Annotated in this window: 12 protein-coding genes and 1 pseudogene; 10 read left to right on the top strand and 3 right to left on the bottom strand. The window is 53.9% G+C overall.

Annotated elements, in window-relative coordinates:
• Window positions 1-32: 32 nt before the first annotated feature.
• Window positions 33-1,094 carry an ABC transporter substrate-binding protein gene (locus tag CU100_RS14920; RefSeq protein ID WP_106717409.1) on the bottom strand — a complete coding sequence of 354 codons (1,062 nt, stop codon included), beginning with the start codon at window positions 1,092-1,094 and terminating at the stop codon, window positions 33-35.
• A 216-nt stretch (window positions 1,095-1,310) separates the two neighbouring features.
• Between CU100_RS14920 and CU100_RS14915 the strand changes: the two genes are divergently transcribed.
• Window positions 1,311-2,102, top strand: a complete 792-nt coding sequence (locus CU100_RS14915) for a DeoR/GlpR family DNA-binding transcription regulator (RefSeq protein ID WP_106717408.1) — start codon at window positions 1,311-1,313, stop codon at window positions 2,100-2,102.
• Window positions 2,103-2,110: 8 nt separating this feature from the next.
• A pseudogene (locus CU100_RS27670) lies at window positions 2,111-3,151 on the top strand (four-carbon acid sugar kinase family protein); the annotation flags it as partial.
• 96 nt (window positions 3,152-3,247) lie between these two features.
• Here CU100_RS27670 and CU100_RS27265 read toward each other — a convergent pair.
• Window positions 3,248-4,225 carry an aldo/keto reductase gene (locus CU100_RS27265; protein WP_245419048.1) on the bottom strand — a complete coding sequence of 326 codons (978 nt, stop codon included), beginning with the start codon at window positions 4,223-4,225 and terminating at the stop codon, window positions 3,248-3,250.
• A gap of 105 nt (window positions 4,226-4,330) precedes the next feature.
• On the bottom strand, window positions 4,331-4,738 hold the full coding sequence (gene gloA / locus CU100_RS14900; protein WP_106717406.1) for a lactoylglutathione lyase: 408 nt from the start codon (window positions 4,736-4,738) through the stop codon (window positions 4,331-4,333).
• Window positions 4,739-4,904: 166 nt separating this feature from the next.
• Here gloA and CU100_RS14895 point away from each other — a divergent pair, with 166 nt between their 5' ends.
• From CU100_RS14895 to CU100_RS14855, 8 genes are all read left to right on the top strand, one after another.
• Window positions 4,905-5,714, top strand: a complete 810-nt coding sequence (locus CU100_RS14895; protein WP_106717405.1) for an IclR family transcriptional regulator — start codon at window positions 4,905-4,907, stop codon at window positions 5,712-5,714.
• A gap of 260 nt (window positions 5,715-5,974) precedes the next feature.
• Window positions 5,975-7,216 carry an ABC transporter substrate-binding protein gene (locus tag CU100_RS14890; protein ID WP_106717404.1) on the top strand — a complete coding sequence of 414 codons (1,242 nt, stop codon included), beginning with the start codon at window positions 5,975-5,977 and terminating at the stop codon, window positions 7,214-7,216.
• Window positions 7,217-7,260: 44 nt separating this feature from the next.
• Window positions 7,261-8,175: a carbohydrate ABC transporter permease gene (locus CU100_RS14885; protein WP_106717403.1), complete on the top strand. Its 915-nt coding sequence runs from the start codon at window positions 7,261-7,263 to the stop codon at window positions 8,173-8,175.
• A complete protein-coding gene (locus CU100_RS14880) occupies window positions 8,172-9,002 on the top strand; it encodes a carbohydrate ABC transporter permease (protein ID WP_106717402.1) in 831 nt (276 codons plus the stop codon). The genes CU100_RS14885 and CU100_RS14880 overlap by 4 nt, the downstream gene beginning before the upstream one ends.
• Before the next feature lie 30 nt (window positions 9,003-9,032).
• Window positions 9,033-10,196 carry an ABC transporter ATP-binding protein gene (locus tag CU100_RS14875; protein ID WP_106717401.1) on the top strand — a complete coding sequence of 388 codons (1,164 nt, stop codon included), beginning with the start codon at window positions 9,033-9,035 and terminating at the stop codon, window positions 10,194-10,196.
• Window positions 10,197-10,261: 65 nt separating this feature from the next.
• Entirely contained in the window at window positions 10,262-11,419 is a 1,158-nt protein-coding gene (locus tag CU100_RS14870; RefSeq protein ID WP_106717400.1) for a mandelate racemase/muconate lactonizing enzyme family protein, read from the top strand.
• Window positions 11,420-12,330: 911 nt separating this feature from the next.
• Window positions 12,331-13,515 (top strand): carbohydrate kinase family protein, encoded by a 1,185-nt coding sequence (locus CU100_RS14860; protein WP_106717398.1) that lies wholly within the window; start codon window positions 12,331-12,333, stop codon window positions 13,513-13,515.
• Between the two features lie 45 nt (window positions 13,516-13,560).
• Window positions 13,561-14,277, top strand: coding sequence for an ATP-binding cassette domain-containing protein (locus CU100_RS14855; RefSeq protein ID WP_245419047.1), 717 nt, complete (start codon window positions 13,561-13,563; stop codon window positions 14,275-14,277).
• Window positions 14,278-14,296: the final 19 nt, after the last annotated feature.

The following is a 14,296-nucleotide window of genomic DNA, read 5'->3' as shown; positions in this document are numbered from 1 at the left end:
GGAACAGGCGCTGCTTCCCCGCCCGGGATGCCTTACTTGCTGTACTTCATTTCGAAAGCAGCCGATTGCGCGTCTTTGTTATAGGTAAGCGAGTGGGCCTTGAAATCGTACGAAGGCACACCGCCGGGAAAGTCCGCTTTAAACTGTGCAACGCGATCCTTCGTCAGGGGCAGCAGCGCGAGCTTGATATTCGCCTTGTCGGCCGCGATCTTGTGGCCGTTCAGGTAGTCGTACATTGTCACTAGTGCAAACCCGCCCTGCAACCAATGGTCGCCTATATCAAACAATAATTTGCCTTGCTCGACGGCATCTACATTTTCAGGATTAAGATCCATACCTACAATCGTAATGTCTTTGCCGGGGACCTTCCCCGCATTGGTGACTGCCGCCAATACACCGGTTGCTGTGCCACCATTGGCAGCCCAGACACCAGTAATGTTGGGATTGCCCTGCCACAGGCTTTCAAAGACAGTCTGCGAAGTATCCCGAACGAAGTTGCCGTCAACTTCGCCGACTACAACAACATCCGGATGAGCCTTCAGCGCGTCGCCAAGTCCGGCGCGGCGGTCAATAGCAACCGATGTACCTGCCGTGCCATTGACAACGGCGATATATTTTTTGCCATCGGCAGAGGGCTTAATCGCAGCAATGAGCGCTTCTCCCATTTGCTTGCCGGCGTCACGGTCGCTTGGACCGATAAAGGCAATATAGTTGGGAAATTTCGGGTCCTGCGGGGGAAAATCGGCGTAGCTGTCTGTCAGAATAACGGGAATGTTGCTCTGGGCGGCGAGTGTCAGGCCCGGTACGGCGGTGGCCCAATAGGGCGTGTAGATAATACCATCGGCCCCCTGCGCAACCAGGTCCTCTAGACTCTTGATCATCTGATCGGGCTTATTGTCGGCATTCAAAACGACAAGCTTTACGCCGAGTTCATCGGCACCCTTCTTCATAAAATCGACGTAGGACGCCCAGAATTGAGCATCAAGCGTCGGCACGACAACGCCGATCGTCGGCTTGTCTGCAGCCAGGGCTGGTGTCAGCAAGCTGGCAGCGAGCAAGCTGACGCCTGCGACGATAGTCCGCAAAACGTTCATTAAATTCCTCCCTTTGAGTTTGATGGCGACGAGGATGTCATTTCAGTCCAAAATATTGCACCAACGGCGCCATTCGCGTCAAAATCTATCATAATTTCCTAGATCAGCAACCGGTATTCCAAAGGATTTGGAAGAAAATGAACAATCTTGCTACCTATTGACACAAAGTGAGCTTGCCGCGTAGCTTGCACCAGTTCAGGCACATGAGGTTCAAAGGTGTTACCGGCAAAGCGACGCGCACGTATCATCGAACTCCTTCGTACCGAAGGTGCAGCCTCGCTGCGCGATATGGCAGACGCCCTCAAAATTTCGCTTTCAACAGCCAGGCGCGACGTTGAGTACCTTCATGAGACCGGGCATTTGCAACGGACTCATGGCGGTGCGATAATCACGGTTGCCGAACTGAAGGGTTTTGAACTGGCGTCGGAGATTGCATCAGCAATTGCCAGTGCCGAAAAAAAGGCGATTGGCCAACGGGCAGCGGCAATGATTCAGCCCGGACAGACCGTCATTTTCGATAGCGGAACGACGACAGGTGCGGCAGCGCAGTCCGCGCGAGAGCGCAACATTCCCTTCACCGCCGTCACCAATGACCTGCACATTGGATCAATGCTTTCGGAAAACCCGGCGATCCATACGACCGTGACAGGCGGCTATGTCCGCCCGGGCTCGACAACGCTGATGGGTGCTGCGGCGGCTCATATGCTTGGCCGCCTGCGGGCAGACATTGCTTTTATCGGTACCCATGCCCTGACCGAGGAGTTTCTGTCTGATACGTCTCCCGAACTTGCGGAGATCAAACATACGATCCTTGGTGCTGCCGATGTTGTGGTGCTGCTCGCTGACAGCAGCAAGTTCTTCAGCAAGGCCTTTTGCACCTTTGGCCGACTAAGCGACGTGAACCTCATCATCACCGACAACAAACTTCGCCCTGAGCTTGCGGCAAAGATCCAGGTGCTCGGTGTGCCGCTCGAATTCGTGTCCAGCGATTCCCAGGGGAAATCTTAAACAGCACCATGCAGCAAATTCGCCTTATCGCAGACGACTTGACGGGTGCCTTGGACAGCAGCTGTGCATTTGCCTCCGAACGGGAGCCAATCGTCATCGGCCTTCCTTGGCGGCCGATACCAAGCGGGCCGAGAATTGCTGTCAGTACGGAAAGCCGTGACCTTACTGCGGATGCCGCAGTAGAGAGCGTCGGCGCTATGGTGCACAAATTGAAACTCGATAGCTCTGCCCCTGCGATATGGTTCAAGAAGGTTGACAGCGTTCTGCGAGGTCACCCGGTAGCCGAGACACAGGCAGCTTTTTTTGTTGGGAATTTCAGTCATTGTGTCTTCGCACCTGCTTTCCCCGCAATGGGGCGGACAACCGTTGGCGGATCCCAGTTCGTGGTGACGCCGGGTGGCAAGCCGTCGCCCGTCGGACCGGACCTTGTAGAGGCATTTCACGGGTTTGGCCTGGCATCGTTAGTCGTCGACTTCGACGGTCTTTCCCTTAACATGGCAGCGCCAGCGGTATTGCTGGTTGACGCGGCGGACCAGCAGACCTTGACCTCCCGGATTGCTGGCCTCTCGCAGCGACTAATGGATAGGCCAACTCTTTGGAGCGGCGCTGGTGGACTGGCAGCGGCTCTCGGCGGCATGCCCTTGAGCGCAAAGTCTCCGCCAGTCCGGTACTTCATTGTCGGCACGAACCACCCTGCATCCATTGCTCAAGTAAGAGTTCTGCGTAAATTAAGTCTAGTCAACGAGCACCCGGCCAATGAATCGGCACCTGAACACCCAAGTCTCTTTGCGCCTGCCTTGACCTCTACAAGCGCGGCCGGGACGAACCGCGAGATCCGCAGATCTGTCGAAGCAATCAATATCAATGATCCCCAAAACACAGCCGTTGTTGTCACCGGTGGCGCTACTCTTTCGATCGTTCTTCAAACCGTCGGCGCGGTGTTCTTGGAGTGTGTTGGAGAGGCAATGGCAGGTGTCCCCATATCACGTGTGCGTGGAGGACATTGGGAAGGCGTAACCTTGCTTTCCAAATCGGGAGGCTTCGGCAGTCCACAGACATTTGCACAACTATTACAGCTTTCGAAAATAGGAGAAATCTGCAGCTTCGTTTACCGTACCGCTGCAGTCTCCCGAAGAAGACATGCATTAGATTCCCAGCCGTGCCATTTGTGCCGCCGGGTGCCTGGTTCCGGCGGCAGCGTTGAGACGAAACACCTCATCGAGACGTTCCAAAATTGCACTGGAAGGCGCAACTGCGACGGCCGCGGCATTTTCCTCCAGCCATTTCAGCCGCTTGGTGCCTGGAATGGGAACGATCGATCCGGGCCGTGACATCAGCCATGCCAATGCCAATTGTGCTGGCGTACAGCCTTCTGACTGAGCCGCCTGACGCAATACAGAGACGAGCTGATTGTTTGCTTCGAAATTGCCGTCGGCGAACCGGGGCATCGCCCGACGACGGTCACCATCTGTGAGATGATCGGTCTGCGAAATCGTACCCGTAAGAAACCCACGCCCCAACGGAGAATAGGCTACGAACCCCACGTCCAATTCCGCGCAAAGAGACAGCAATTCTGTTTCCGGATCGCGACTCCAGAGGGAATATTCCGTTTGCAGCGCGGCAATGGGATGGACGGCATGGGCGCGGCGCACGGTTTGGGCACCCGCTTCCGAAAGGCCAATATAGCGCACTTTGCCCGTTTGGACCAGTCTTGCCATTGCTCCCACCGTGTCCTCAATCGGAATCACGGGGTCAACTCGGTGAAGATAATAGAGGTCAATGGTTTCAACGCCGAGACGCTGTAGACTCGCATCACATGCCTTGGACACATATTCCGGGCGGCCATTCACCGCGAGAGTGCCGTCGTCTGATCGCGTGATTCCAAATTTGCTTGCCAAAACAACCTTTTCTCTTAGTCCGCGTATAGCGTTGCCGACGATCACCTCATTTTGACCATCACCATAAGCGTCCGCTGTATCAATGAAATCAATTCCTAGTTCCAGGGCCCGATGTATCGTAGCAATCGACTCAGCGTCCTCGGGAACTCCATAAACGGGTGACATCCCCATACAGCCGAGGCCGAGGGCGGACACTTCAAGTTGCCCAAGCTTGCGCTTTTTCAAATTGCTTCTCCCCGGCCATTTGCGACAATTTTGCGAGGCTGGTCTAAGACAGTTCTTGATTTGCCGCTCGTTCGACACTTCAAGGTGATAGTTTGGCCGTAGGGACTAGAGCCTTTCCTCGACCAACTCTATTCGATAGCCGTCTGGATCATCGACGAAGGCAATAACAGTCGTTCCAAATTTCACCGGCCCAGGCTCCCGCACGACGGTTACACCGGATGACCGCATGCGATCGCATGTAGCGTAGATATCGCTAACGCCAATCGCTAGGTGACCGAACCCGGTTCCTTTTTCATATTGTCTAACATCGTAGTTGTAGGTGAGTTCAATCATCGGGTCGCTATTTTCGGAACCGTACCCAATGAATATGTTGGTATACTTACCCTCTGGAACGTCTACCCTCCTGATAACATCCATGCCAAAATGCGTTCGGTAAAATTCAACGGAACGATCAAGATCACCCACCCGTATCATGGTGTGCATAATCCGACCACGCTTGCTGCCTGTATCCATGATCTTTCCTCGTGTTGGGGCTGGAAACTCACAAGCAAATAGTTTACCTGTTCAAATATGAAACGCCCTGATCAATAGAGATTGGATACGCGGCTTCCCCGTGTCAACATATTTTCGTGGTGGACGAACATTTCAGGGCTCAACCCATTGAACGAGTGATGTGGAAATGCGGGAATCAGATGCTACAAAGATAGAAGATGATGAACATTCTGCTCACAGGGGCTGGAATGGCGTTCCCGTGCTTGAGCGGGCGCTGGATATTCTCGCTATACTGGAAGGTCGGCCCGAAGGCGCCAACATTCGCGAATTGACGCTGCAGCTGCAGATCCCTCGCAGCACCGTATATCGTATTGTGAACACCTTGGGGCTGCGGGAGATTGTTCGTCGAAAATCCGACGGAGCCTACCAGCTTGGACCCGGTTTGACGGCGCTGGCCGCTCAGGTCCTTGTTGACGGTAAACGCTACGATCTGGTCTCTCTTGCTCAACCTCACCTCAGGGCACTTGCCGAGCGCACAGGGGAAGCGAACAAAATCTCAGTCTTGGATGAAGACCAAGTTCGGACGCTGGCGGTCACGGCTGCGACACGCGATTACGGGCTAACCCCTACGATTGGCATGAGTATATCCCTGCACGCAGGAGCCGCTAGCAAGATAGTATTGGCCCATTTGCCGGCACAAGAGCTCGAACGCCAGTTGGCAAGACCTATGGAGGCCTATACGCCCCGCACAATTACTGACCCCGAACAGCTTCGCGTTGAACTGTCGCGCATACGTCGACAAGGGTGGTCTCAGGACCGCGGCGAACATAGGACCCACATACACGCATTCGCCGCACCAATCGTCGAACCCAGTGGTGTATTCGTGGCGGCCTTGAGCGTTCCTTTTCTTTCCGACAAGCAGAAGGCGGAACGGGAATTCGTTCGTCAAGCAGTTGTTGACACCGCGGCATCGATTTCCGCGGAGATTCCGAGGTGAACCTTGCATCGGTCTTAAAGGCCATCACCAAGCTTCAAAAAACTTACTCAACTCTGAACCTCAACCTGTCGCACGTGACAGATTTCCTGTCTCTAGAATTTAAGTGCTTGACCAAATGAGACCAAGAGGTGATTATCCTGATCAAATAAGAACAAAATAAATGCGATGCACTCACATCTAAGGGATTAATCTGCTGTCGTGAATTATCGCCCTGGCGGGGGAAAAAACCAAAGCGACACGTATCTGGGAGGATACCACTCATGAATGCATGCTTTCGCAGACTCTCGGTTGGACCACTCTTGGTCGCTGCCACCCTCACAATAAGTTCAACGATGCACGCTTTTGCTGCAGAAAAAGAAGTCATTACCTTCGCGGCCTCTCCATTTTCTTCGGCTCGAGGACCACAGCTCCAGGACTGGGTTAAGAAGTTCAACGACAGCCAGGAAAACATCGAGGTTACTCCGATCGCAATTCCCTTTGCGAGCTTTGCCAATACAATGTTCACACAGATGGGCGGTAAAGGTGGCCCGGATCTGGTGCGCTTCGACCTTTACGATTTTTATCCGGCGGTTGCCGCCAATCTGATTATGCCAATCGACGGAATCATCGAGGATGAAGCTAGTCTCCGCCCGGTAGACAAGTATCTGAAAGTGGACGGTAAGCGTTACGGCATAGCTTTTGAGATCAGCAACTATGCTCTGATTTACAACAAAGCGCTTTTGAAGGATGGTAAGGTACCCACAAATTTCGCCGAATTTATCGCCTCAGCAAAGGCGGCATCTGGTGACGGTGTCTACGGATTTGCATACCGCGCCACCATGGCCGAGAGCGGCGGTTTCTGGCAGGATGTGTGCAATTTCGTTTATGGATTTGGCGGCCGATGGTCGGACGATAGCGGAAAGCTGACGCTCAACAGTCCCGAAGTTGTTGCCGGAATTGCAGCTTACAAACAGGTGTATGATCTCGACGTGACACCGAAAGGAGCCGATGCCGCGACATTTCGCCGAATGTTCTCACAAGGCAAGGTCGCCATGGAGATCGACAACTCGGCGGTTATGGCGTCATTGATGGTCAAAGGTCCTGATCTTCCCATCGAAGTTGCCCGCTCGCCGTTTCCGACCGATGCTCAAGGTTTCGTCCTCTCGCCGATAACCGTGAATGCAAATACCAAACACAAGGAAGCGGCCCTCGCTTTCTTGAAGTGGATGATGTTGCCGGAAAGCCAGAGGGCTCTGGAAACTGCCTATGGCGGATCCTCATTTGTGGCCACGCCCGTCGCTTACACAGAGGAGGAGCTTGCCAAGCGGCCTTGGCTCAAGGTTTACGACTCAGACAAAGCGGTCAGTATCCCGCAATTGGTTAGTGGCCACGAGATCAAAACCCCGGAAATTCAAAGGATCGTATTGGAACAAGTGGTCAAGGTTCTCCAGACAGATCTCGACCCGCAGGCGGCGATGGACGAGGCGCAAAAAATGGCTGAAGGCCGCGTGCTTCCAAAGTAACGACACACGCTCGCGACGCAATCAACCCAGTCCAGGATTGAACCATGGCCCAGCAACTATTGGAGAGAAATGCTCGAACTGGCGGGCGCTGGACTCCTTATTTCTTCGTTGCACCGGCCGTGGTCTACATGCTCCTTTTTCAAGGATATCCTCTCCTTCAGGAATTCAGGCTCAGCTTTACAGAAACCTCCTTACTATCCCCCAACCAATCGAGGTTTGTAGGATTTGGGAACTATCTGCAACTCTTCAGCACAGGCGACTTCCGCAGAACTCTGATGATTACTGCGCTTTATACGCTTGCCAGCGTTGTCTTCTCCATAGGCTTGGGCCTGGCCACCGCGCTTCTGCTAAATCAGCAGATGCGCGGACGGGGCATTGCTCGGGCATTGGTGACGATCCCATGGGCGGCACCACCTGTCGCGGTAGCACTGATCTTCAGCTGGATGTACAACGCTCAATACGGCATATTTGGTCACGCGCTCCGACACCTGGGATTCGGGCGCCTTGGCAGCGAAAACTGGCTGGATTCTCCATCACTCGCGTTACCTGCAGTTCTCCTTACCACCGTCTGGCAAATATTTCCGTTTTCATCGGTGGTGTTTCTTGCTGCCTTGCAAGGGGTGTCACCTGAGCTTCGCGAGGCGGCTATCATTGATAAGGCCGACCGACTGAATGCCTATAAGGCAGTCGTCTGGCCGACGATAAGACCAACTGTCATGCTCATTGCGTTGTTCACCACCATTTGGTCGCTGCGACGCTTTGATCTCATATGGGTATTGACACAAGGGGGACCTGTCGGTGCGACGAATACGCTGGTGACAGAGCTGTATCGTCAAGGGTTCGTCTATCGTGAGCTCGGCAGCGCGGCCGCCATCGGCATGGTCGGTATTGCGATTTCCTTTATCGTCACATTCGCTTACTTCAAAGTGATGCAGCGTGCCGAGAGGACCCGAGAATGACGAGCGGGTCATGGCGTCAGGGGATGCATATTTCGGCAGTTTTGGCGCTGCTCGGTGTCGCGGCGTTTCCAATTTATTGGATGCTGGTGACGTCCTTGACATCATCAGCGGAAACATTTGCAGATGCTCCAAGACTTGTTCCTGATCTATCGCAACTCCCCATTTATAATGCAGTGTTCTCAACAACACAGATCGGAGTTTGGCTGGTCAACAGCGCGATTGTCGCGGCCGGAACTACAGTCCTCAGCATCAGCCTCGCTATACTACCCGCCTATGCTCTGTCCCGCTTGCAGTTTCGCGGCAAAGGGCTTCTCGGGCTCGGCCTGTTCGCCTCCCAAATGTTGCCCGAGGTCATGCTGGTGGTGCCTCTTTATGCAATATTCGTTACGCTCGCGCTTCTCGACACGTTGATGGGGCTGATCCTGGTCAACAGCGCCTTTACCGTTCCGGTTGTGATCTGGATCCTGAAAGGTGCCATTGATAGCGTCCCTGTCGAGTTGGAGGAGGCAGCCCGCGTTGACGGTTGTTCCCGCATCGAGATCCTGCTGCTTATTGTGGCTCCTCTTATTGCACCCACGATTGCCGCAGCTTCGGTCATTGCTTTCTTCCACGGGTGGAACGAATACGTTTTCGCGTTGACTTTCGTCAGCAGCGAGGGACTGCGCACTGCATCTGTCGGTCTGGCTGGCTTCGTCGGTGAGCTCATTACGCCAATCGAAACGGTGATGGCGGTTGGGATCATCTACACCCTGCCCGCCATCACCTTCTATCTCGTCGCTCAGCGATATGTTGTGGCTGGAATGACGAGCGGAGCGGTCAAAGGTTGAGGAACTCTGGGTCGGGCTGAGGGAACAGGAATGGCTTCAATAAAACTCTCGCACATCACCAAAAGCTTTGGGAGTGTGACGGCCATCAAAGACATCAATCTCGACGTCGTCGATGGCGATTTTTTGGTTCTGCTTGGCCCTTCCGGATGTGGCAAATCTACACTTTTGCGTATGCTTGCGGGACTTGAGACGATTTCGGACGGAGCTATCTACCTTGGCGACAGGCGAATTGACGGATTGCCTCCCTCGGAACGCGACATGGCTTTCGTATTCCAGTCCTATGCGCTCTATCCCCATAAGAGCGTCGGGGAAAATATCGGGTTTCCCCTCCTGATGCGGTACTTCCGCTGGTGGTTTCATATTCCAATTCTTGGCACCATTGCCAAGCGCCGTGTAGAGCGATCGCCTGAGATTGCTCAATCGGTGACGCGTACAGCCAAGATTCTGGGGCTGACAGAAATGCTCGATCGGCTTCCGCGAACGCTTTCAGGCGGTCAGCGTCAGCGCGTGGCTCTCGGGCGGGCAATGGTCCGCCAGCCTGAAGTCTTCCTCATGGACGAGCCCCTCTCCAACCTTGACGCAAAACTGCGCACGACGATGCGTGCGGAGATAACGAAATTACACCGAGACTTAAAAGGAACGTTTGTCTACGTAACCCATGACCAAGTGGAAGCAATGACCATGGGCACCAAGATCGCACTTTTGCGCGATGGCCAGCTACAGCAATTCGGTACTCCGCGGGAGATTTACGAAGATCCGGCAAACACCTACGTGGCTGGTTTCATCGGCGTACCATCTATGAATCTCATCCGGTCGCGATACTCCGACGATGGGTTCAGGATAGGTCCCGTGAAAATTACCCTGCCGAATAGGCTCATGGCAGCAGCTCGTAAAGCGAATTGCCCGACGCTGCTCGGCGTACGTCCCAACGCTCTTCGGATTGGGCGATCAGATGAACCACACGCGTTGCAAGGCACCGTCGTTTTGGTTGAACAGGTCGGTGCCGAATCCAACGTGTCGGTCGAACTCACGGCTGATGCGACATCGGTTGAACAGGACCAGTCATCAAATACGATCATAATCACCACCCCCGGCTATAGTGAGCTCGAGCTAGGCACATTGATAAGCGTCTCGATGGACCTTGAGCAGGCCGTGCTTTTTTCCGCAAAAACCGGCGAACGTATCCGAGCCTGAGCAAATCCACACAATCTTCAAGCCAATATGCCCGAAGTCACGGGAATAGTCGCAGGAGCAAACCAATGAAAATAACGTCGATTGTACCTTGGCTTGTCAAAGCCGAAGGCACCTTTTGGGGCGAGTTTCTTTTTGTCGAAGTTCGAACTGATGAAGGGGTTAACGGCTGGGGTGAGATTACTTCGACAACGCGCATGGCCAACAGAGCGGTGGCGCTCATTCTACGGCAAGTCAATGAACTGCTAGTTGGTGATGATCCGGCAAACATCGACCTTATCTGGCACAAGATTTTTAGGTCATTTACCTACATGGGAAGCCGTGGCGCCACCACCCATTTAATCAGCGGCATTGATATCGCGCTGTGGGATATACGCGGCAAAGTTCTTAATCAACCGATCTGTGATTTGCTGGGTGGTCGACTGCGCGAGGACCTCCTCCTCTACACCCATCCTGAATGGCGCAATATGGTTGATAAGGAAACATCCATTGAAGAAATCCGGAAGATCGTAGACAGTGGACACACGGCGTTAAAATTCGATCCTTTTCCACATTCCGAGGGTTCGCACGCTGAGAATGTCGGGTACCTTGATGGCCAACTAAGCAGGAAAGACGAGCGTGTCGCCGCTGAGCTGACCGCTCTCGTGCGCGAAACAGCAGGGCCGGATATGGAGATTCTAATCGACGCTCATGGCCGTTTCAATGTGCCTACCGCTATCCGCCTTTGCCGTACCCTAGAAGATGCAGGTGATATCGGTTGGTTTGAAGAACCGGTACCACCTGAAAGTTATCACGCCTTGAAACAGGTACGCGATAAGGTGGGCGCTGCTATTTCCGTCGGCGAAAGGCTGCATACACGCTGGGACTTCGTGCCCGTTTTTGAGCAAGAACTGGCAGAATTCATTATGCCAGATGTGACTTGGACCGGAGGGATCACCGAGCTGAAAAAGATCGCGACAATGGCGGAAGCTTACTATGTTCCGGTCACGCCCCACGATGCGAGCGGGCCGATCAATCTTGTCGCCGGCGGCCACGTTATGATGACCGTGCCCAACTTTTATAGACTAGAAACAAGCAGATGCGATTTGAGCAAGTACAATTCATTCCTTGAGGAACCGCTCGACAACAGCGGAGGGAGGTTGAAATTACCTGCTGGTTCCGGCCTCGGTCTTAGGCTTAACATTGACTTCATGCGCAGCAATATTATCGATGGCTTCGGGGGGTAAGATGTCTGGGAAGAGATGGTGAAGGCAATTGACATCACAGCTTCATCAGTTGGCTATCGAAAAGCGATGGCCCCCAGATCTTAGTTTCAGAACGAAAACTCAGGCGGAAACTTAGGTCTTGAATATTGGGCTTTCTCAACCTGACGGGCGATGCGTGCTGATGCAAAATCGGGCCGGCCTACTGTAGCGAAAGACCTTTGTTGGCGCTGTCTGCCGATCGTGATGAACCATCTGATTGCGCGAGATATCGCCTCCCCATATGATCGGTCTTTGCGAATAGGATAGGCGATAATCCAAAACAATGAGGTCAGTCGGGTTTATCGACGTTTGGCAAGATAGTGCGCCGCGTCACGTCTCGCGCGATTGACGGTGGGAAAAAGTGATCAATGGAAAGTCGGCGCCGGGGAGGGCGTTATCCTCTTGCCTTCCTTGCCATTTGTCACCTTTTGCGCCCGCGTTCTTAGGTCCGAAATTCACCCTTCTCATTGCATAATCCATCGGCGCGCAATGTATCTTCGATGACCGTGACTAACCACAACTGTTTGAAGCCGTTTGCCGACGAACCTCGTCGCTCAACTGCGCCGATTGCGGAAGGATGGAACGTGCGATTCCGAGGGGCTCCCATGAACGAGCAATCTGCAAGATTGAAGAGACGCAACATCAGCGTGAAGTAACGCTTCCGCCAACTCGCATGTGTGGCGCCTTTGAACGCGGTCGCCAGTGGTGATTTTTTCTCCATGTAGTCGCATTCGTCAAATCCGAACGCTATTTGAAATAATTTCAATCCTGCCTCATTTGAAGGCGATTTCACCGACAGTAGCCGCTCATTCAGCCACGATATTCAACAATGGCATTGACATTGGCAAAAATCTGTCCCAATTTTTTGAAACGCTTCAATCGGTGGAACGGTAGTGTCACGCAAACGTCCGACAATTGCAGATGTCGCTAGAAGTGCCGGTGTTTCGATCGGTACGGTTTCGAATTATATCAATCGAACGGCCGTTGTTCGCAAAGACACCGAGGCCCGTATAGCCAAAGCCATCTCTGATTTGACCTATCGTCCAAGCGCGCTCGCGAGGTCTTTACCAGGGTTGGCATCGAAACCCGATGCGGAAACTGTTTCCTCTTTACCGCGTCTGCTCGTTACCGGCTATATTAGCGTTGACTATCTTTGCCGCGTCGATGTTCTGCCGCACCGGGACGACCGCACTACAGCGCACCATATTGAGAAGGCCTTGGGCGGTCCGGCCGCAAATGTTGCTGTTGCGGCTGCTGGTGTCGGAAAGCCCTATGGTCTCGATGTGCAATTGGCGACTGCGGTGGGCGATGATCCGGATAGTGACTGGGCATTGGCCGAGCTCTCGCGCCGGGGCGTCCATGCCCTGCCGATCCGCCGCCCCTTTAACAACCGGCTTTCGCGCGCGATCGTCATTATCGAGGCGAACGGCAGCAGGACGATCATCAACGAGCCATTTGAGCTCAGCGAAGTTGATCTCACGTCCAGTCTTTCCGTAAAGTCTGAACCACGGCCTGCCTGTCTTCATATCGAGGGCTATCACTACGAGAGGATGATCGGTTCCATTGATCGCTTTCACGAGGCGGGATGGAAGGTAAGCCTCCATTCGACCGGCCTGCCCCAAAATGCCCGCACCCCGCAGTCATTCAAAGAGCTTATCTCGCGCGTCGACCTGACATTCATCAATGATGTGATGTTGCGTGAGATCTTTGAGATAAGAACTCCGCTCGCATCCATGCTGCAGCAGGTCAGGGATATGCTCGCCGACGTTGAGAAGCGTGGCACGGTCGTGCTTACCCTGGGCGAGCTGGGTGCAGCTGTTTTCGCCGACGGTTCATCGCGCATAACCGAAGTTCCGGCGCTCGCGGTCAATATGGTGGATGCCACAGGCGCTGGCGACAGCTTTGCCGGAGTGTTCCTGAGCCAGTGGCTACACGGCGCTTCCCTGGAAAAGGCCGCACAATACGCGGCGATGGCGGCAAGCCTGACAACGACGGCTGAAGGCGCTCAAGGCCTTGTTTCAACGTTCAGCGATCTTGAGGCCGCACTGTCAGACTCGAACTTAAAGGCGTCCGCATGATCTACCGTTTTAGCCGTCTCGTGAAGACGCAAGAGGAAAATTGATATGGTCTTCAAACTGTCCGGCATTGTCAAAAGGTTTGGAGGGCTTGTCGCTCTTGACCACGTTGATTTCCACGTCGCCGACTCGGAAGTCATGGCACTGGTCGGTGACAATGGCGCCGGGAAGTCCACATTGATCAAGACTATGTCGGGAGCCCACATCCCGGACGAGGGTGAAATAACAATGCTGGGCAAGGTGATGCATTTCCGCTCGCCGCAGGACGCCTGGCAGAACGGCATTGCGACGATCTATCAGGAACTGGCATTGGCCGGGAAAATGACGGTGGTGGACAATATCTTTCTTGGACGGGAGATGAAGCGTCCCCGGTTTGGCATTCCGTTCCTTGACCTTCCTGCAATGCGCAAGCGCACGGATGAGCTGCTCACGCAGTTGGACGTTCATGTTCCCGGCATCGATAGCTGGGTGGAATCCATGTCAGGCGGCCAGAGGCAGGGTGTCGCCATCGCTCGCGCGCTGAATATGGATGCGCGTCTGATCATAATGGACGAGCCGACCGCCGCTCTCGCGGTTGCCGAAGTACGCAAAGTATTGGATTTTGTTATCCGCCTGCGCGAGCAGGGTAAATCTGTCGTGCTCATCTCACACAATATCCAGGACGTTTTCGAAGTCTCCGACAGAATTTCCGTGATGCGGCATGGTCGCTGCTCGCGGTACGTGAGACCCGCAAAACTACCCCACAAGAAATCATCGGCCTCATAACCGGGGCTTATGAGGTACG

The sequence above is a fragment of the Phyllobacterium endophyticum genome, from assembly GCF_003010935.1.
GTDB lineage: Bacteria > Pseudomonadota > Alphaproteobacteria > Rhizobiales > Rhizobiaceae > Phyllobacterium > Phyllobacterium endophyticum.
This window is presented reverse-complemented; position numbering and strand designations above follow the sequence as displayed.

Bases quoted from the DNA above. Each gene is read 5' to 3' on its own strand.
- CU100_RS14890 (WP_106717404.1), top strand. From the start codon at position 5,975: ATGAATGCATGCTTTCGCAGACTCTCGGTTGGACCACTCTTGGTCGCT.
- CU100_RS14885 (WP_106717403.1), top strand. From the start codon at position 7,261: ATGGCCCAGCAACTATTGGAGAGAAATGCTCGAACTGGCGGGCGCTGG.
- gloA (WP_106717406.1), bottom strand. From the start codon at position 4,738: ATGGATACAGGCAGCAAGCGTGGTCGGATTATGCACACCATGATACGG.
- CU100_RS14880 (WP_106717402.1), top strand. From the start codon at position 8,172: ATGACGAGCGGGTCATGGCGTCAGGGGATGCATATTTCGGCAGTTTTG.
- CU100_RS14875 (WP_106717401.1), top strand. From the start codon at position 9,033: ATGGCTTCAATAAAACTCTCGCACATCACCAAAAGCTTTGGGAGTGTG.
- CU100_RS14895 (WP_106717405.1), top strand. From the start codon at position 4,905: ATGCGGGAATCAGATGCTACAAAGATAGAAGATGATGAACATTCTGCT.
- CU100_RS14870 (WP_106717400.1), top strand. From the start codon at position 10,262: ATGAAAATAACGTCGATTGTACCTTGGCTTGTCAAAGCCGAAGGCACC.
- CU100_RS14855 (WP_245419047.1), top strand. From the start codon at position 13,561: ATGGTCTTCAAACTGTCCGGCATTGTCAAAAGGTTTGGAGGGCTTGTC.
- CU100_RS14920 (WP_106717409.1), bottom strand. From the start codon at position 1,094: ATGAACGTTTTGCGGACTATCGTCGCAGGCGTCAGCTTGCTCGCTGCC.